Consider the following 17407-nt stretch of genomic DNA (forward strand, 5'->3'; position numbering starts at 1 on the left):
GCCTACTTGTTTTCGTCTTCGAAATGACCGGCGGCGCAGAAGCTGCCACCCTGAAACCGGACTGCCGGATCGTTGGGATCGCCCTGCGGCGTCTTGGCGAAAACCGCGTCGCGATAATCGTCGGCGCTGTCCTTGGCCTTGTAGCCGAGCACGGCAGCGGTGCGGTTGTCCCAGAAGGATTCGCTGTTGTTCGACATGCCATAGGCGACCATGAAGCCAACACGCGGTGCCGACAGGCACTTCTCGACCAGCTGGCGGCAGTCTTCGAAGGACAGCCAGGTGATCAGATGGCGACGGTCGGTCGGTTCCGGAAAGGAGGAGCCGATGCGGATGCAGACGGTTTCGATGCCGAACTTGTCGAAGTAATAGCGGGCCAGATTTTCCACGAAGGTTTTGGAGACGCCATAAAGGCTATCCGGTCGCGTCTGAACATTGCCGTCAATGGTATCCGTCCGCTCGTAATAGCCGATGGCATGGACGGAGCTTGCAAAGACAATGCGCTTCACGCCATGGCGGCGGGCTGCCTCGTAAATATTGTAGCCGCCGGAAATGTTGGAATCGAGGATGGTCTTCCAGGGCGCTTCCACCGACTGCCCGCCCATATGTATGATGGCGTCGCAGCCTTCGACAGCGCGCGAAACCGCGTCAAAGTCCGCGAGATCGGCGGGGAAGTCCTCTTCATGCGGCGCGAGATCCTGACACGGTTCCAGCGCCGACAAGCGTACGGTCTGGCCCAGCCGTGTTCCCGATTTGCGCAGCTCCGATCCGAGGCGACCGGCAGCACCGGTCAACAGCGTTCTTTGAAAGTGGGTCATGAAGAGGTCCTAATTAGCGAAGTTTTGCGAGGGCAACGGATGTGCGCTCGATGGCTGCGGTCAGGTTTTCCCGGGAGGTCGCAAAAGAGAGGCGGATATAAGGTTCAACGCCAAAAGCCGCGCCGGGCACAGTGGCGACCTTGCCTTCGGTCAGAAGATAGGAAGCGAGCATCGTATCATTCGCAATCAGAGTGCCGTCCGGCGTCACTTTACCGATATAGGCGGCGCATTTCGGGAAGAGATAGAATGCACCTTCCGGCGCGCGCACTTCAAGCCCCGCAATGGCGCCAAAGCCCTTTGTCACCAGTTCGCCACGCGCCTTGTATTCCGCAACCGCCTTCCGCACGAAATCCTGCGGGCCGTTGAGGGCGGCCGCGGCCGCAACCTGCGTGATGGAGGAGGGGCAGGTGGTGCTCTGCGATTGCAGCTTGTTGAGCACCTTGGTCAGTTCCTTCGGACCCGCCGCATAGCCGAGGCGCCAGCCGGTCATGGCATAGGCCTTGGAAACGCCGTTGATGATCAATGTGCGGTCGCGCAGATCGGGGCAGGCAATGGCGAATGACGTGAAGGGTGTGTCGCCGCAGACGATATGTTCGTAGATTTCATCCGACATGATCGCGACGCGCGGATGGCGTGCCAGCACTTCGCCCAGCGCCTTCAATTCATCCGCCGTATAGATCGCGCCGGTTGGATTGGACGGCGAGTTGAACAGAAACCAGCGGGTTTTCGGGGTGATTGCCGCTTCCAGCCGCTCCGGCGTGATCTTGAAATCGTCTTCCACACCGCAGGCGATCGCTTTCGGCAGGCCGCCATGCAGGATCACCAGATCGGTATAAGACACCCAGTAAGGAGCAGGAACGATCACTTCATCGCCCGGCTCCAGCGTGCCGAGAAAGGCGTTGAACAGGATCTGCTTTGCGCCATTACCGATCGAAATTTCGTCCAGCGCATAGTCGAGACCGTTCTCGCGCTTGAACTTATCGACAATGGCCTGGCGCAGCTCCGGCAGGCCGTCAGGTGCGGTATAGCGCGTGATGCCGCTGCTCATCGCGCCGATTGCCGCCTCGACAATATGCGACGGCGTATCAAAATCCGGCTCGCCGAGCGACAGGTCGAGGACGTTTTCGCCTCTGGCCCGCATGGCCTTGGCCGCCATCGAAACGGCCATCGACGGTGAGGATTTGATGGTCGCCGCGCGCCGGCTTTCGAACGCGATCATGTTCATGTCTGGGCTCCCTGGCCTGTGGTTCCTGGCGTGTCGCCGATCACGGCGTTTCTTTGTGCTGGGTCGTATGGAGGCGGGTGGAAGATCGGGCCGTCGGGGTCTGGAATTGATGCGTCTTGATGGTGTCGGGCCACGCTCATTCGTATTTCCACTTGACGATCTTTAAATACGTCACTTATCATATATGTGTCAACATGAAAACAAGCCGCAAAAACGGCGATTCAGCTGGCCGGCTTTTGTTTGGTGGAGGTAATAGGCAAGCAAAATCAGATGATTGGCGCGATGCGACCAGTCGCGAGGAAATGGTGAGGGCCGAAAGCGGCCAGAACCTTTCCAGTCAGAATATAAAGCGATTTTGCCCCGAAAATGCATGCAAGCAAAGAGTTGGAGCGGTTCGAACACTTCCATCGGAACAGAAATCGCTTCGATAAGAACAACGGTTAAAACCAGAGGGAAACTCCATGAAATCCATCGCAAGACTTCTCGCCGGATCGGCCATCGCGTCCGGTCTTCTGCTGTCGCAGGCCTTTGCCGCCGATACGATCAAGATCGGTGTCGCAGGCCCGATGACAGGCCCCAATGCGACATTCGGCGAACAGGTTTACAGCGGCGTTTCCGCTTATGTGAACGATGTGAACGCACACGGCGGCATCAATGGCAAGCAGATCGAACTGGTGAAGGGCGACGATGCCTGTGAACCGAAGCAGGCGATTGCCGTTGCCAACCGTTTTGTCGATCAGGACAAGGTTCAGGCGGTGATCGGCCACTTCTGCTCGTCGAGCACCATCCCCGCTTCTGAAATCTATAACGATGCGGGCATTCTGGAGATGGCTCCTGCATCCACCAATCCAACGGTGACCGAGCGTGGTCTTGAAACCGTGTTTCGCGGTTGCGGGCGCGACGATCAGCAGGCAGTCGTCGCCGGTTCGTTCATTCTTGACACGTTGAAGCGGGACAAGATCGCGCTGATCCACGACAAGGACACCTATGGTCAGGGCCTGGTCGATGCAGTCAAGAAGACCATCGAAGCACGCGGCATCAAGCCGGTTCTCTATGAAGGACTGACGCGCGGCGAACGCGACTTCAATGCGCTGGTGACCAAGATCAAGAGCTCCGGCGCAACGGCGGTTTATTTCGGCGGTCTGATTCCGGAAGGCGGCCCGCTGATCCGCCAGATCAAGGAACAGGGGCTGGATGTGATCGTGGTGAGCGGCGATTCCTTCGCGCAGACCGAGCTGATTGCGGCGGCTGGCGGCGCGGCCAATCTCAAGAACGTCTATTATTCGGCAACGCCGGACCCGCTGGCCGATCCGTCGACCAAGGGCGTTCAGGATGCGCTGAAGAAGGCGAATATCACGCCAGCCAACTACACGCTCTATGGCTATGCCAATGCGCAGGCCATCGTGGCTGCGTTGAAGGCGGGTGACGACATCAAGGCCCAGACCAACTGGCTGCGTAACAACACGGTTGATTCCGCCATTGGCAAGATCACGTGGGACGAGAAGGGCGACATCAAGGATTTCAAGTTCGTCTTCTATAATTTCGACGACAAGGGAACCCCAATTCTCGTCAATTAAGGCTCTACCAGCTCCAGCCAGACCCTGCGGTCTGGCTGGTTCCTCCTTGCCTGAACCGCATCCACAGCACGTCACGCTGTTCGGCTGGATGCGTCGGACCAAGAGTTCAGATCGCATGTCGCTCTGAATGCAAAAGGGGTTGCCATGGACTTCTATATTCTGGCCCAGCAGCTGATCAATGGGATCACGCTGGGCGCTATCTACGGACTGATCGCTGTCGGCTACACGATGGTCTACGGGGTCATCCGCATGATCAATTTCGCTCATGGCGACGTCTATATGGTGTCGGCCTATATTGCCGCGATCACGCTTGCGGTGCTGGGCTTCTTCGGCGTTCAGTCGGTTCCTTTCGCGCTGATCTCGATCCTGATCATCACCTGCGCCATCACGGCGGTCTACGGGTGGGTGATCGAGCGCGTGGCCTACAGGCCGTTGCGCGGCTCCACCAAACTGGCGCCGCTGATTTCGGCGATCGGCATATCGCTGATGCTGCAAAGCTATGTTCAGATTTCACAAGGCGCGCGCGATCAGGGCGTGCCGACGCTGATCCAGGGCGCTTTCCGGTTCGGCACCGAACAGCACTTCGCCCAGATCACCTATATGCAGACCGTGATCCTGCTGGCCTCATTGGTCGCCATGGGCATTCTGACCTATGTGATCGGCTATACGCGCATTGGCCGGGAGTGCCGCGCGACCCAGCAGAATATCCGCATTTCTGCGATCCTCGGCGTCAACACGGACCGCACCATCTCCACCGTCTTCGTGATCGGTGCAGCAACGGCTGCCGTCGGCGGCGTGCTGGTGACCTTCAACTATGGTTCGTTCAATTTCTTCATCGGCTTCGTGATGGGCATCAAGGCCTTCACGGCGGCAGTACTTGGCGGCATTGGCTCTCTGCCGGGCGCAGTGCTCGGCGGCATATTGCTTGGCCTCACCGAAGCACTGTTCGCCGGCTATGTCAGCACGGACTACAAGGACGTCTTTGCCTTTGCCTTGCTGATTGTTCTTCTGTTCTTCCGTCCTTACGGCCTGCTTGGTCGTCCGGAAATCCAGAAAGTCTGAGGGGGCCGGAAACCATGCTGAACGACCGTCTTCTCGCGCTTTTCAAGGAAGCGCTGCTGACTTTCACGATTTCGCTGATCCTGCTTGGGCCTATCTCCGGTCTCGTGCTGGACGGCTTTTCCTTCCGCAATGAGTTGATGCGGGCCGTCACGCTTGCTGCCATCGTCACAGCCGGACGGCTGATATTTTCGCTGATCGGCATGAGCCCGTTTGGCGCGAGGCTGAAAGCCCTTTTGTCCAGCAATAACGGCGGCGTCACGGTCAGGACCGGCAAGGAAAAATCCGCAGCCCCGCTGTTGGCGGTGATTTTTCTGGCAGGGCTGATGCTGCCATTCGTGGCCGACAAATATTTCCTCGGCATCGCCATTCTGGCGCTGATCTACTGCCTCCTGGGTCTGGGGCTGAACATCGTCGTCGGGCTGGCTGGCCTGCTCGATCTGGGCTTCGTGGCCTTCTATGCAGTGGGGGCCTATCTTCTGGCGCTCGGCTCGCAATATCTGGGGCTGGGCTTCTGGAGCGCGCTGGTCATCGCGCCGTTTCTCGCAGGCCTTTGCGGCATGATTCTCGGCTTTCCGGTGCTCAAGATGCATGGCGATTACCTCGCCATCGTGACACTGGGTTTCGGCGAGATCATTCGCCTTGTGCTCAACAACTGGCTGGACTTCACCGGAGGACCGAACGGCGCCCCCGCGCCCGCGCCCACGCTCTTCGGGTTGGAGTTCAGCCGGACCGCAAAGCAGGGCGGCACGCCGTTCCACGACTTCTTCGGCATCGCCTATAATTCCGATTACAAGTTCTGGTTTCTGTATTTCGTGCTGTTCCTCGTCGTCTGTGGGGTGATCTACACGGTGGAGCGCCTGCGCGTCATGCCGCTGGGGCGCATGTGGGAAGCGCTGCGCGAGGATGAGATTGCCTGCCGGTCGCTTGGCGTCAATCACGTCTTCATCAAGCTTTCCGCCTTCATGCTTGGCGCATCGACGGGCGGGATTGCAGGCGTGTTCTTCGCGGCGCATCAGGGCTTCGTGAACCCGACATCCTTCACCTTCTTCGAATCCGCGCTCATCCTCGCCATCGTGGTGCTGGGTGGTCTCGGCTCGACGGTGGGTGTCATTCTCGCCGCGCTGGTCCTGACCATCCTGCCGGAACTGCTGCGCGACTTCGCAGAATATCGCGTCTTCATTTTCGGCGTGCTGATGGTCGTCATGATGATCTGGAAGCCGCGCGGTCTGGTGCGGGTCACGCGCCCGGCGTTCTTCCCGTCGTCGGAGGCGGTGGTAACGGCGGGGCTTTCCTCCAAGCCGGATCAATTGACCATGGAGGCCAGCCGATGAACGCGCCTATCCTCGAAGTTCAAAATGTCACCATGCGGTTTGGCGGCATCGTCGCCAATCGCGGGGTCAATTTCTCGGTGGCGAAAGGCGGCATTACCGCGCTGATCGGTCCCAACGGCGCTGGCAAGACGACGATGTTCAACTGCATCACCGGCTTTTATCGCGCGAGCGAAGGCCGCATCGTGCTCAACGGTCCGGAAGGCCCGCGTGACATCGGCGCTTATATGGACAAGCCGATCACCGGCGGCTCCCATCAGGTGACGCGGGCGGGCATCGCCCGCACATTCCAGAACATCCGGCTGTTCAAGGAAATGTCGGTGGTGGAGAACCTGCTGGTTGCCCAGCATCTTGCCACCCGCAACGGGCTGTTGAGCGGCATCTTCAAAACATCGGCCTTCCGCAAGGCGGAAACCGAAGCGGTGGACCGCGCCTATTACTGGCTCGGCCAGATGAACCTGCTTGAAGACGCCAACCGGCTGGCTGGCGAACTTCCCTATGGCCGGCAGCGACGGCTGGAGATCGCCCGCGCCATGTGTACCGGGCCGCAGCTTATCTGTCTCGACGAACCGGCGGCGGGGCTGAATCCATCCGAAACGCATGAGCTTTCCCAGATCATCCAGCGGCTTTGCGCCGAACAGGAACTGACCGTGCTGGTGATCGAGCACGATATGGGGCTGGTGATGCGTATATCGAACCACATTGTCGTGCTGGATCACGGCGAGGTCATTGCCGATGGAACGCCTGAACAGGTGGCCAATGATCCGGCAGTGATCGCTGCCTATCTCGGTGTCAGCGAAGAAGAGGTGCAATCGTGAGCCAGGTGGCGGAACCAAACGGGCAGGGCGCAACCGACAAGCTTCTGGAGCTGGTGGATGTGCACGCGCATTATGGTGCGGTGGAAGCGCTGCGCTCGGTCAATGTGCATATTTCCAAGGGCGAGATTGTCAGCCTGATTGGCGCGAATGGCGCAGGCAAGACCACGCTGCTTTCGACAATCTTCGGCTCGCCGCGCGCGTCGAAAGGCAGGATCGTTCATCGTGGCGAGGACATTTCCCGGCTGGCGACCAACCGTATTTCCAGACGGGGCGTGGCGCTGGTGCCGGAAGGGCGGCAAATCTATCAGGAAATGTCGGTCGAGGAGAACATGATGATGGGCACCACGCCTGTCGGGATGGAGCATTTCGACGCCGACCGCGCGACCATGTTTGAATTGTTTCCCCGCCTCAAGGAGCGTCGCAATCAGGTTGCGGGCACCATGTCCGGCGGTGAGCAGCAGATGCTGGCCATTGCGCGCGCCATGATGGCGCGGCCCGAGTTGATCCTGTTCGATGAGCCTTCGCTGGGGCTGGCACCGCTGGTCGTGAAGCGCGTCTTCGAGGTGCTGGGAGAGATTGCCGCGATGGGCAAGACCATTTTTCTGGTCGAGCAGAATGCCAATCACGCACTGAAACTGTCGCAGCGCGCCTATGTCATGGTCAATGGCCGCATTCATCTGTCAGGTGACAGCGCTTCGCTTCTGGACAATGCTGAGGTGCGCAAGGCCTATCTTGGCCTGCACTGAACCCGTTTGTCATTCTGCTTCCTTGATTGCAATCAAGGAAAAGCTGAAATGAAGGGACTAGATTTCCGATTGCGGGCTGCTTTGCCCGCATGTTTGGGCGCTTTCGGCCTGTCCGCTTGGGCAGCCGCGGCGCTCGTGATGGAGATCGAGATGAAAATGCGTATGACCGCGTTGGGACTTGCCGCCGGTGTCTTGGGCCTGCTTGCTGCCCCCGCTTTCGCTGAGAATATTGAAGTGCACATGCTGAACAAGGGCGCTGAAGGCGTCATGGTGTTCGAACCGGCCTATATCAAGGCTAAACCGGGCGACACGGTAACCTTCATCTCGGTGGACAAGGGGCATTATGTCGAGTCGGTCAAGGACATGCTCCCGGCAGGCGTGGCCCCGTTCAAAAGCAAGATGAACGAGAACTATGTGCTGACCGTCACGGAGCCAGGCGCCTATCTCGTCAAATGCACGCCGCACTTCGCCATGGGCATGGTTGCGGTGATTGCAGTCGGTGATAATCCGGCGAATCTAGAACAGATCGTTGCCGCCAAGAAGCCGAAGATCGTCCAGACGCGGCTGGAGAAAGTTATCGCCAGCGCGAAATGATGGGCGAGAGGCCTTCGTAAAACCTCGCCGAATCTGACCGAAAACTGCGCGATGTCCTCACGCAGTTTTCGATTGCTTGACATTTAATCAATCGATTGATTAAATTATATTATGAAAAAACCGCGCAATACTGGCACCGTCACCAACCCCGCCCAAAGCGAACCGTCACTATCCAGTGACCAGACGCGCATGGCGCTGATCCATGCGGCTTTGCAGCTGTTCGGTTCGAAAGGCTTCGACGCCACCTCGACGCGTGAGATCGCGGCTTATGCCAAGGCGAATATCGGCTCCATCGCCTATCATTTCGGCGGCAAGGAAGGGCTGCGGCTTGCTGCTGCCGACTATATTGTCGAGACGATACAAGGTGTTGCCGGTCAGGCGCTTGGCCATTACGGGGCAATTGGTGCCCCTGCGACCACGAAGGAAGCTGCGCGTCAGCAGCTGGGTTTCGCGCTGGAGCGGATGGTGCAGTTTATCGTGGCGCAACCGGCATCCGGCGAAATCGTTCAGTTTCTGTTGCGCGAGCTGGCGCATCCGACAGCGGCGCTAGACCGCATCTATTCCGGCGTTTTCGAGCCGACACACAAACGGCTTTGCGCCGTCTGGGAAGCGGCGACTGGCGAACCGGCAGAAAGCGAGCAAACGCGTCTTACCGTTTTCACGCTGCTTGGACAGGTCGTTTATTTCCGGATCGGGCAGGAGGCGGTGAAGCGGCGCATGGGCTGGGCGGCTTTCGGTCCCGATGAAGCCAAGGCGGTTGCAGCCATCGCGCGGCAAAATCTGTTTGCCATTCTCGCTGCCCGCGATGAACAGCATAATAAGGACGAAGTGCAATGAGCCTTCTCTGTATCGTTCCTTTCGCGTCCTATCTGTTCGCGGCGTGCAGCAGCCAGCCGCTGGCTGTCGGCTATGTCGAAGGCGAGTTCGTACAGCTTGCCCCGCTGGAAGTTGCGCAGGTGCAATCCGTCATGGTGAAGCGCGGCGACCGTGTGGAACCGGACAAGCCGATTGCGCTCACCGAAGAGACGGATGCGAAGATTGCCGTTGCGCAGGCAGAAGCCGCTTTGGCGCAGGCCCAGGCGCAGCTTGCCGATTTGCAGGTTGGCAAGCGCCCGGATGAAATTGCGGTTCTGGAGGCGTCGGTGCGTACCGCCAATGCGCAGGCCGACGATGCGCGGCGCACGCTTTTGCGCACGCAGGACCTGACAAAGCGCGGGGTCATGACGCAGGCCCAGCTGGACGATGCCAAAACCAGCGTGGAAGTGGCCGAAGCGTCCATCAATCAGAGCATGGCCAATCTGGCCGTGGGGCGTTTGCCTGCCCGCCCGGAAGAAATCAAGGCCGCTGAAAACGCGGTCAAGAGCGCTGCCGCACAGCTCGATTCCGCACGCTGGCATCTGACCAAGCGTACCATTGTTGCGCCCGCTGCCGGGCGGATCACCGATGTCATCCGCAATCCGGGCGACACCGCCGGACCGACCGCGCCAGTGTTGACCATGCTGCCGGACGGCGCGGTGAGACTGAAAGTCTATATTCCTGAAGCCAAGTTCTCTTCTGTCCGGGTTGGAGATTTGCTCTCGGTCCGTTGCGACGGCTGCGCAGCAGACCTCAAGGCGAAGGTGAGCTATGGTCGCCCGACCCGGAATTCACCCCGCCGGTGATCTATTCGCTCGAAACACGCCAGAAGCTTGTCTATCTCGTCGAGGCGCATCCAGTCGATCCGGCTTCGCCGCTCCAGCCGGGCCAGATCGTCGATGTCGATCTGGTTGCCCGGTAGGCGGAGGCGGCCATGTCGAACGCCATTGATGTCAAAGGTCTGGTGAAGCGGTTTGGCGACGCAACTGTCGTCGATCATGTGAGCATGTCGGTGGCGGAGGGCGAGATTGTCGGCTTTCTGGGGCCGAACGGTTCCGGCAAGACTACGACCATCCGCATGATGTGTGGCCTGCTGACGCCCGATGAAGGCGAGGGGCAGGTGCTGGGTTTCGACCTGCGCACGGAAGGGCTGAAGATCAAGCGCGAGGTCGGTTACATGACGCAGCGCTTCTCCTTCTACGAAGACCTGACCATCGCCGAAAATCTTGAATTCGTGGCGCGGCTTTATCGTCTGAAGCCGGTGCGGCACCATGTGGCGCGCACGCTGGAAGAGCTTGGGCTGACATCGCGCGGCAATCAGCTTGCCGGCACGCTTTCCGGCGGCTGGAAACAACGGCTGGCGCTTGCCGCCTGTATCATGCACAAGCCCAGGCTTCTGCTGCTGGATGAGCCGACCGCCGGTGTCGACCCCAAGGCGCGGCGTGATTTCTGGGACGAGATTCATCGCCTTGCCGATGGTGGCCTGACGGTGCTGGTTTCAACCCACTACATGGACGAAGCCGAGCGCTGCCACCGCATCAGCTATATTTCCTATGGCAAGCTTCTGGCGACGGGAACGGTCAGGGATGTGATCGCCGAGGCGGGTCTTACGACTTTCATCGTCAGCGGCCAGCGGTTGGGCGATGTTGCGCGCGAACTGGAGAATGAGCCGGGCGTTCTGCAAGTGGCGCCATTCGGGGCGACGCTGCACGTTGTCGGCTCCGACCGGGCCAAGCTTGAAATTGCGCTCGACAAGATCAGGCATCGTGACGGGATTACCGTCGAGGCGGGCGAAACCAGCCTTGAGGATGTCTTCATCCAGTTCATGGCCAATGCGCAGGACAATATGTCGAAAGCAGCCAGCACCGGGAGTAACAAGGCCGGGAGCAGCAAAGGATGACGACGGGCAGCTGGTTTTCATTCGAGCGTCTTGGCGCGATGCTGATGAAGGAATTCATCCAGATGCGGCGCGACCGCATTACCTTCGCCATGATGCTGGTTGTGCCGCTGATGCAGCTTCTGCTGTTCGGCTTTGCGATCAACAATGACCCGAAAAGCTTGCCAAGCGCCGTGGTCGTCACCAGTCAGGATCATTACACCCGGGCGATGATTTCGGCGCTGGAAACCACCGGCTATTACCGCTTCGATCATGTGGTTCAAAGCGCCGCCGAAGCCGAAGCGCTGATTGCCAATGGCACGGTCTCCTTTGTCGTCACCATCCCGTCCGACTTTGCACGGCGGGTGGATGCAGGCGATGCACCGCAAATTCTCATCGAAGCCGATGCGACCGACCCTTCTGTGGCAAGCGGGGCAATTTCGACGCTGAGCACTGTGGCCAGTCAGGCGCTGTTGCGCGAGCAGGGCAAGCAGGCCGAAGCGACGGAGGCCGCGCGCAGCCAGCTACAGGTGATCGTGCATCGTCGGTACAATCCGGAAGGCGTGTCGCAATATAATATCGTGCCCGGCCTGCTCGGCGTCATTTTGCAAATGACGATGGTGATGATGACGGCCATGGCGCTGACCCGTGAAACCGAGCGTGGCACCATGGAAAACCTGCTGGCCATGCCTGCCACGCCTGCCGAGATCATGCTGGGCAAGGTGCTGCCGTTTCTCGCTGTGGGGGCGGTGCAGGTGGTGGTCGTGCTGGTTGCGGCAAAGCTTTTGTTCGGCGTGCCGTTCATCGGATCGCTGGCGCTGCTTCTGGCTTGCGTGCTGATCTTCGTTTTGTCGCTGGTGTTGCTCGGCTATACGATTTCGACCGCTTCGCGCACGCAGATGCAGGCCATGCAGCTGACCTTCTTCTTTTTTCTGCCGTCGCTGATGCTGTCGGGCTTCATGTTTCCGTTCAGGGGCATGCCCGACTGGGCGCAGACCTTGGGCGAGATTTTCCCGCTCACGCATTTCCTGCGCATCGTGCGCGCCGTCATGCTGAAAGGCGCAACCCTTGCCGATATTGCCGGCGAGGTGAATGCGCTGATCCTGTTCGTTATTCTGTTTGCCACGATGGCTCTGTTGCGCTTCCGGCGCACGCTCGATTGATCAGGCGCGCGCCGGGGCAAATCTATCAGCAAGCTGTGGGGGCAAGCTCCACCTTCGGGCGGCGTGACAGTGTGAACAGCAGACCCGCCGCTGCCAGAAGGCCACCTGCCACCGGGATGGCCGCATAGCCGTAGCCCGCGCTCAGCACCGCGCCACCGAGAGCGGCACCCACTGCATTGCCAAGGTTGAATGCGCCGATATTGATCGACGAAGCCAGACCCGGTGCTTCGGATGCAGCCTGCATCACGCGCATCTGAACCGGCGGCACGATGGCGAATGCAGCAGCACCCCACGCCAGCAGGCTGATGAGCGCGCCGACATGGCTGTTGAGCGCGAGCGGCAGCACGAAGCTGATGACAGCGAGCAGGCCGAGGAAGATCCGCGTTGCGCCATTCAGCGACCAGTCGGCCAGACGGCCACCCAGCGCATTGCCGACGGTAAAGCCCACGCCGATAATGACGAGCGCCAGCGTCACGAAACCTTCCGAAGCGCCGGTGCGATCAGCCAGAACGGCGGCAACATAGGTGTAGAGCGTGAACATCGCGCCTGCACCCATCACGGTTGTCGCCAGCGACTTCAACACGGTTGGACGCAACAGAACACCCACTTCCTTACGGATATCGGGCATCTTGCCCGCTTCACCGCGCGGCAGTGAAAGCCACAGGGCGGCAATGGCGACGAGGCCGAGAACCGCAGTTCCCGCAAATGACATGCGCCAGCCGATCTGCTGGCCGATCCAGGTTGCTGCCGGGACGCCGCCAATATTGGCGATGGTGAGACCCATGAACATGGTCGCAACAGCACTGGCCCGCTTTTCTGGCGGCACGACGCTGGCTGCAACGATGGAGCCGAGACCGAAGAACGCGCCGTGGTTGAGGCTCGTCACGAGACGAGCAGCCAGAAGCGTCCAGTAATCCGGTGCAAAGGCCGACAGGATGTTGCCGATGGTGAAGATCGCCATCAGCAGCATCAGCGCGGTGCGCTTGCCGAAACGCCCGAACGCCAGAGTCATGATCGGCGCGCCGATCATGACGCCAATCGCATAGGCGCTGACCAGCAGGCCAGCGGTCGGGATCGATACATTCACACCATCGGCGATGACGGGCAGCAGGCCCATTGGCGCAAATTCGGTGGTGCCGATGCCGAAGGCACCGATTGCAAGCGCAAGAAGCGGCCAGTTGAAACCGGCCGCCTGGGTTGCGCTTGTCTGAGCGTTTGAAGCACTCATAGCGAAATCTCCGTGTTACTTGTCCCAGACAGGCGCCAGCTCGGGAGGGCTGACCAGACGTCCGTCAGGACGGGCGAGCTTTGCAATCGCCGCCATGTCTTCAGAATTGAGTTCAAAGTCGAACAGGTCGAAGTTTTCCGCGACACGTTCCGGCTTGGCGGTCTTCGAAAGCGCGATGAAACCGCGTTCGATGAGCCAGCGCAGCGCAACCTGTGCGGCGGTCTTGCCGTATTTCGCACCGATGGCCTGCAAAGCCGGATCACGCGGAACCGCGCCATCGGCCATGCCGAAATAGGCAGTGATGGCAACGCCTGCTTCCTTGGCGGCAGCAGCAATCGCGTTCTGGTCGAGATAAGGGTGAACCTCGATCTGGTTGGTCACGATTGGCGCTTGGCTGCGTTCAATCGATTCTTTCATCTGCGCGATATTCTGGTTGCTGACGCCGATAAAGCGCGTCTTGCCCGAAGCCTGAACCGCATTCAGCAAATCGACCTGTTCGGTAATCGACACTTTGTGCGCTGGCCAGTGCAGCAGCAAAAGGTCGACCTGATCGACTTGCAGCTTGTCGAGGCTTTCGGTCACGGAAGAAGCGAACTTCTCTTCGCTATAATTATCGACCCAGACCTTGGTGGTCAGGAACAGATCATCGCGACGCGCGCCAGCCTTCTGCAAGGCTAGGCCAAGGGCTGCTTCGTTCTGATAGATCTGAGCGGTATCGAAATGGCGGAAACCTGTTTCCAGTGCGGCTGGAATGACGGCTTCCACTTCGGCGTCCGACATACGGAAAACGCCGAAACCGAGCGCGGGAATAGCCGCGCCGTGTGCGTTGACGATCTTCATTGTAACTCCTGTTGACTGGCTGGAGGCGTTTCGCGCGGAGGCGCACGAAGCTTGGGAGGCAAACGCTTCCAGTCAGGAATCCATTAGAATCCTGTGATGCACAAAGAGATAGGCCCAACATTCCCACTTGAAAATCCGCTGTCGTTCCACATTATCTATGAAACAATTTCACAGATGGGGTCATGGATGGATAATCGCGCCGGTGAGATGCAGGTGTTCCTGCGGGTCGTGGACGCGGGCAGCTTCTCGGAGGCTGCGCGTCTTTTGCGCATGAATCCATCGACGATCAGCAAGCTGATTTCCCGCATCGAGACGCGGCTTGGCGTGCGGCTTTTGGAGCGGTCGTCCCGCCGCCTGTCGCTCACCGCCGAAGGGCGCATCTATTATGAGCGCAGTCAGGGGCTGCTGCACGACTTTGACGAGATCGAGCGCGAACTATCGCAAGGCTCGGCCAGCACCGGCGGCACGGTGCGCATCACCACATCGGTTGCACTCGGCACACTGGGGCTGGAGCCGGTGCTGCCGGAGTTTCTTAGCGCCTATCCGAATATCGTGGTGGATCTGTCGCTCAACGACGAGATTGTCGACCTCTATCGCGACCGGACCGATGTGGCTTTTCGCACCGGCAAGCTTGCAAATTCCAGCATGATGATGCGCAAGATCGGTCTGGCGCGGCGCAAGATCGTGGCGGCCCCCGCTTATCTGGAGCGCTGCGGCACGCCGCGCTCGGTTGACGATCTGGCCGAGCATAATTGCATCGGCTTCAATTTCCGCCGCGTTGCGCCGGTCTGGCCGCTCAAGGAAAGCGGTCGCATTGTCGACCGCGCCGTCTATGGATCATTGCTCGCCAATAATGGTGAAACGGTGCGCCGCATGGCCCTAGCCGGGGTGGGGCTGGCCCGCATCGCGCATTATCATGCGCGCGACGACATAGCTGCCGGACGCCTGGTGGAGGTGCTGGCGGATGTCATCGAAAGTGATGAGGAAGAGGTGAATGCCGTGTTCCTCGGTGGGGCCAGATTGCCCCAGCGCGTGAAGGTCTTCCTCGATTTCGCTGTGCCGCGATTGCAGGCATTTCTCGCCTTGTAACAGACCGATCACGCCGAATCATGTTGCATATTTGCTTCTAAGCGTCCGTTTTCCGCATAAAACGGCGCTTTCCCATAAAATTTAGTACATCCAATAGCTGAACGATTTCAGGTTCTTGAAAGGGCGCATCCCGCTTTTCAAGATTCTGTGCTCGCGTTTTGTATTGACTGTTAACATTGCGTTAACCACAGTTTGTTGCAATGTGTTACACAGAGTTACAATTGGTGAACTGGAAGCGAGGTGCGGATTGAAAGGAGTACGGCAGATAGAACGACAGTCCCGGCAGGCAAGCCTGCACCAAGGGGACAAGTCTGCCGTGGCCAGCATGACCTCGTTCTGGGGCCTGATGCGCGCCTATTGGGTGTCCGACCGCTGGAGAGAAGCTTGGGCGCTCACCGCCGCCATTTTTCTTCTGACGGCTTTCGTCAGCAAGATGACGGTCTGGGTGGCGGAAGCCTCCGGCCATCTGATGAACTCCATCGTCAATGTGAATACCGCGCCGGTTCAAAGCCCGCTGATTGCCATTTCAACCAATGCCGGTCTCCTGATCCTGCTGATGCTGGCCAAGGATGTGATGCTGGTCGGCTCGCGCCATTTCCTCTCCACCACCTTGCATCGCAAGTGGCGCAAGTGGCTGAACGACCAGTTCTCCGCAGCGCTTCTCAATAGCAAGCACACGCATTTCCATTTGCAGCAGGGTCGCGGCACGGACCAGATAGACAATGTCGATCAGCGCTTGCAGGAATCGATCAAGGGCATGACCGGCGGCGCCATTGGCCTCGTGATGGGCATTGTCGGCGTGGTTCTGTCGGCCTTCTTCATTGGGCAGAAGCTCATTGAAATGTCCACGGATGTGGAAGGGCTGGAAGTCTTTGGCTCTTATGGCAGCGCGGTTCTCGCCTTTGCCGCCATCCTGATTTACGTGCCGCTTGGTACGTTCGTCGCCATCAAGATTGGTCGCCGTCTGGAGCGCCTCAATCTCGGCATTCAGCAGGCGGAAGGTTCCTATCGTGGCGAATGGACAACCCTTCTGCGTCGCAGCTTCCAGATTTCCGCCTCCAATGGCGAGGCCGTCCAGCGTTCGGTGAATGAACGTCTCTACAAGGATGTCGACGGCACCTGGAACAAGCTCAATCGTTTTGACGCGGCTTATCTCGCCTTCTCGCAGGCCTATGGCTTCCTGTCCAACCGCATCGTCGCCTATATTCCGGGCCTTCTGCCCTATATGAGCGGGTCGGTGAGCTTCCGTAATTATGTCACGGGTGCGGAACTGGTTGCCGCCATGATCAATGATTGCTCGTGGTTCATTCAGGTTATGCCTGCAATCGCCAATCTGCGCGCCAATGCAAACCGCGTGACCGGGCTGGCGCAGGCCATGGAAAATGTGCAGGACCCGTCGGGATTCTATGCGCGTTCGGGCGTCAACCGCTTTGCCTTCGCCCGTCAGCATCCGCGCTTTGGCCTGTCTGTCCGTAACCTCACACTGATGCAGGGGCCGGACAGCGAGGCGCCGTTCCTGCGCTCCGGCGTGATCAATATCCGCGCTGGCGACTGGGTCTATATGCGCGGTGAATCCGGCTCGGGCAAAACCTCCTTCGTGAAGGCGCTGAATGGTCTTTGGCCTTATGGCACTGGCGATATCATCTATCCGCAGAATGCGACCTCGCTCTATGCGACGCAGGATGCAAAATTCCCGTCCGTGTCGCTGAAGCAGCTTGTCAGTCTGCCGGGCGATGCCGGAAGCTTCAGCGATCTTGCCGTTGCTGCCGTCCTGCATGAAGCGGGTCTTGGTGAATTCATCGAGCGGATGAACGATAGCGATGCCGGTGGCGCGCCTTGGGATATGGTTCTGTCCGGCGGGCAGAAGCAGAAGATCGTGCTGGCGCGCATTCTCCTGCACAAGCCGTCGATCATTTTCCTCGACGAAGCCACGGGCGCTCTCGACCCAGCTTCAAAGGCGCGCTTCCATGCATCCCTGAAGACCCGCTGCCCCGACGCCATCGTCATCAGCATCATGCATGAGGAAAAGCTTCCGGTGCTGGAAAGCGGCGCGCAGGTCTATTCGCATGTGCTGGATATCCGCAATGGCTATGTCTCGCTGCGTCCGGTCCATTTCGATCTTCCGGGCGCTGCCAACGCCCCGCTCATCGCGGCTGAATAATCGCTTTCTTTAGAGCGCCGATCTGATTGC

15 protein-coding genes and 1 pseudogene are annotated in these 17407 nt (G+C 59.3%); 12 read left to right on the top strand and 4 right to left on the bottom strand.

Annotation, left to right across the window (positions count from 1 at the left end):
- Positions 1–2: 2 nt before the first annotated feature.
- The gene (locus ACTJKP_RS05455; protein ID WP_440629951.1) at positions 3–815 is read right to left on the bottom strand and encodes an NAD-dependent epimerase/dehydratase family protein; all 813 of its coding nucleotides are present in this window, start codon (positions 813–815) and stop codon (positions 3–5) included.
- A gap of 13 nt (positions 816–828) precedes the next feature.
- The gene (locus ACTJKP_RS05460; RefSeq protein WP_440629952.1) at positions 829–2040 is read right to left on the bottom strand and encodes a pyridoxal phosphate-dependent aminotransferase; all 1212 of its coding nucleotides are present in this window, start codon (positions 2038–2040) and stop codon (positions 829–831) included.
- A gap of 461 nt (positions 2041–2501) precedes the next feature.
- Here ACTJKP_RS05460 and ACTJKP_RS05465 point away from each other — a divergent pair, with 461 nt between their 5' ends.
- From ACTJKP_RS05465 to ACTJKP_RS05510, 10 genes and pseudogenes are all read left to right on the top strand, one after another.
- Positions 2502–3617 carry a branched-chain amino acid ABC transporter substrate-binding protein gene (locus tag ACTJKP_RS05465; protein ID WP_440629953.1) on the top strand — a complete coding sequence of 372 codons (1116 nt, stop codon included), beginning with the start codon at positions 2502–2504 and terminating at the stop codon, positions 3615–3617.
- Positions 3618–3761: 144 nt separating this feature from the next.
- The gene (locus ACTJKP_RS05470) at positions 3762–4679 is read left to right on the top strand and encodes an ABC transporter permease subunit (protein ID WP_078339029.1); all 918 of its coding nucleotides are present in this window, start codon (positions 3762–3764) and stop codon (positions 4677–4679) included.
- 14 nt (positions 4680–4693) lie between these two features.
- Positions 4694–6010, top strand: coding sequence for a high-affinity branched-chain amino acid ABC transporter permease LivM (gene livM / locus ACTJKP_RS05475; protein WP_440629954.1), 1317 nt, complete (start codon positions 4694–4696; stop codon positions 6008–6010).
- On the top strand, positions 6007–6825 hold the full coding sequence (locus ACTJKP_RS05480) for an ABC transporter ATP-binding protein (RefSeq protein ID WP_138783422.1): 819 nt from the start codon (positions 6007–6009) through the stop codon (positions 6823–6825). The genes livM and ACTJKP_RS05480 overlap by 4 nt, the downstream gene beginning before the upstream one ends.
- The gene (locus ACTJKP_RS05485) at positions 6822–7571 is read left to right on the top strand and encodes an ABC transporter ATP-binding protein (RefSeq protein ID WP_440629955.1); all 750 of its coding nucleotides are present in this window, start codon (positions 6822–6824) and stop codon (positions 7569–7571) included. The genes ACTJKP_RS05480 and ACTJKP_RS05485 overlap by 4 nt, the downstream gene beginning before the upstream one ends.
- A gap of 156 nt (positions 7572–7727) precedes the next feature.
- Positions 7728–8165: a pseudoazurin gene (locus ACTJKP_RS05490; protein WP_182520037.1), complete on the top strand. Its 438-nt coding sequence runs from the start codon at positions 7728–7730 to the stop codon at positions 8163–8165.
- Between the two features lie 111 nt (positions 8166–8276).
- Positions 8277–9002, top strand: coding sequence for a CerR family C-terminal domain-containing protein (locus tag ACTJKP_RS05495; protein WP_440629956.1), 726 nt, complete (start codon positions 8277–8279; stop codon positions 9000–9002).
- Positions 8999–9942: pseudogene (locus ACTJKP_RS05500) on the top strand (HlyD family secretion protein). The gene ACTJKP_RS05495 and the pseudogene ACTJKP_RS05500 overlap by 4 nt, the downstream one beginning before the upstream one ends.
- Before the next feature lie 12 nt (positions 9943–9954).
- Positions 9955–10920 (top strand): ATP-binding cassette domain-containing protein, encoded by a 966-nt coding sequence (locus tag ACTJKP_RS05505; protein ID WP_440629957.1) that lies wholly within the window; start codon positions 9955–9957, stop codon positions 10918–10920.
- Positions 10917–12059 (top strand): ABC transporter permease, encoded by a 1143-nt coding sequence (locus ACTJKP_RS05510; RefSeq protein ID WP_440629958.1) that lies wholly within the window; start codon positions 10917–10919, stop codon positions 12057–12059. The genes ACTJKP_RS05505 and ACTJKP_RS05510 overlap by 4 nt, the downstream gene beginning before the upstream one ends.
- A gap of 25 nt (positions 12060–12084) precedes the next feature.
- Here ACTJKP_RS05510 and ACTJKP_RS05515 read toward each other — a convergent pair whose 3' ends face one another.
- Both ACTJKP_RS05515 and ACTJKP_RS05520 read right to left on the bottom strand, forming a co-directional pair.
- Complete coding sequence (locus ACTJKP_RS05515; RefSeq protein ID WP_440629959.1) at positions 12085–13287, bottom strand: MFS transporter; 1203 nt, start codon at positions 13285–13287, stop codon at positions 12085–12087.
- Positions 13288–13302: 15 nt separating this feature from the next.
- Positions 13303–14127 (bottom strand): aldo/keto reductase, encoded by an 825-nt coding sequence (locus tag ACTJKP_RS05520; protein WP_440629960.1) that lies wholly within the window; start codon positions 14125–14127, stop codon positions 13303–13305.
- 186 nt (positions 14128–14313) lie between these two features.
- Between ACTJKP_RS05520 and ACTJKP_RS05525 the strand changes: the two genes are divergently transcribed.
- Together ACTJKP_RS05525 and ACTJKP_RS05530 are read left to right on the top strand one after the other, a co-directional pair.
- A complete protein-coding gene (locus tag ACTJKP_RS05525) occupies positions 14314–15216 on the top strand; it encodes a LysR family transcriptional regulator (RefSeq protein WP_440629961.1) in 903 nt (300 codons plus the stop codon).
- A gap of 316 nt (positions 15217–15532) precedes the next feature.
- Entirely contained in the window at positions 15533–17377 is a 1845-nt protein-coding gene (locus ACTJKP_RS05530) for an ABC transporter ATP-binding protein/permease (protein WP_440629962.1), read from the top strand.
- The last annotated feature ends 30 nt before the right edge of the window (positions 17378–17407 follow it).

The organism is Brucella sp. 22210, from assembly GCF_052045675.1.
Classification (GTDB): Bacteria; Pseudomonadota; Alphaproteobacteria; order Rhizobiales; family Rhizobiaceae; genus Brucella.

Coding starts and splice junctions, on each gene's coding strand:
- ACTJKP_RS05455 (WP_440629951.1), bottom strand. CDS start 815: ATGACCCACTTTCAAAGAACGCTGTTGACCGGTGCTGCCGGTCGCCTC.
- ACTJKP_RS05460 (WP_440629952.1), bottom strand. CDS start 2,040: ATGAACATGATCGCGTTCGAAAGCCGGCGCGCGGCGACCATCAAATCC.
- ACTJKP_RS05465 (WP_440629953.1), top strand. CDS start 2,502: ATGAAATCCATCGCAAGACTTCTCGCCGGATCGGCCATCGCGTCCGGT.
- ACTJKP_RS05470 (WP_078339029.1), top strand. CDS start 3,762: ATGGACTTCTATATTCTGGCCCAGCAGCTGATCAATGGGATCACGCTG.
- livM (WP_440629954.1), top strand. CDS start 4,694: ATGCTGAACGACCGTCTTCTCGCGCTTTTCAAGGAAGCGCTGCTGACT.
- ACTJKP_RS05480 (WP_138783422.1), top strand. CDS start 6,007: ATGAACGCGCCTATCCTCGAAGTTCAAAATGTCACCATGCGGTTTGGC.
- ACTJKP_RS05490 (WP_182520037.1), top strand. CDS start 7,728: ATGCGTATGACCGCGTTGGGACTTGCCGCCGGTGTCTTGGGCCTGCTT.
- ACTJKP_RS05495 (WP_440629956.1), top strand. CDS start 8,277: ATGAAAAAACCGCGCAATACTGGCACCGTCACCAACCCCGCCCAAAGC.
- ACTJKP_RS05505 (WP_440629957.1), top strand. CDS start 9,955: ATGTCGAACGCCATTGATGTCAAAGGTCTGGTGAAGCGGTTTGGCGAC.
- ACTJKP_RS05510 (WP_440629958.1), top strand. CDS start 10,917: ATGACGACGGGCAGCTGGTTTTCATTCGAGCGTCTTGGCGCGATGCTG.
- ACTJKP_RS05515 (WP_440629959.1), bottom strand. CDS start 13,287: ATGAGTGCTTCAAACGCTCAGACAAGCGCAACCCAGGCGGCCGGTTTC.
- ACTJKP_RS05520 (WP_440629960.1), bottom strand. CDS start 14,127: ATGAAGATCGTCAACGCACACGGCGCGGCTATTCCCGCGCTCGGTTTC.
- ACTJKP_RS05525 (WP_440629961.1), top strand. CDS start 14,314: ATGGATAATCGCGCCGGTGAGATGCAGGTGTTCCTGCGGGTCGTGGAC.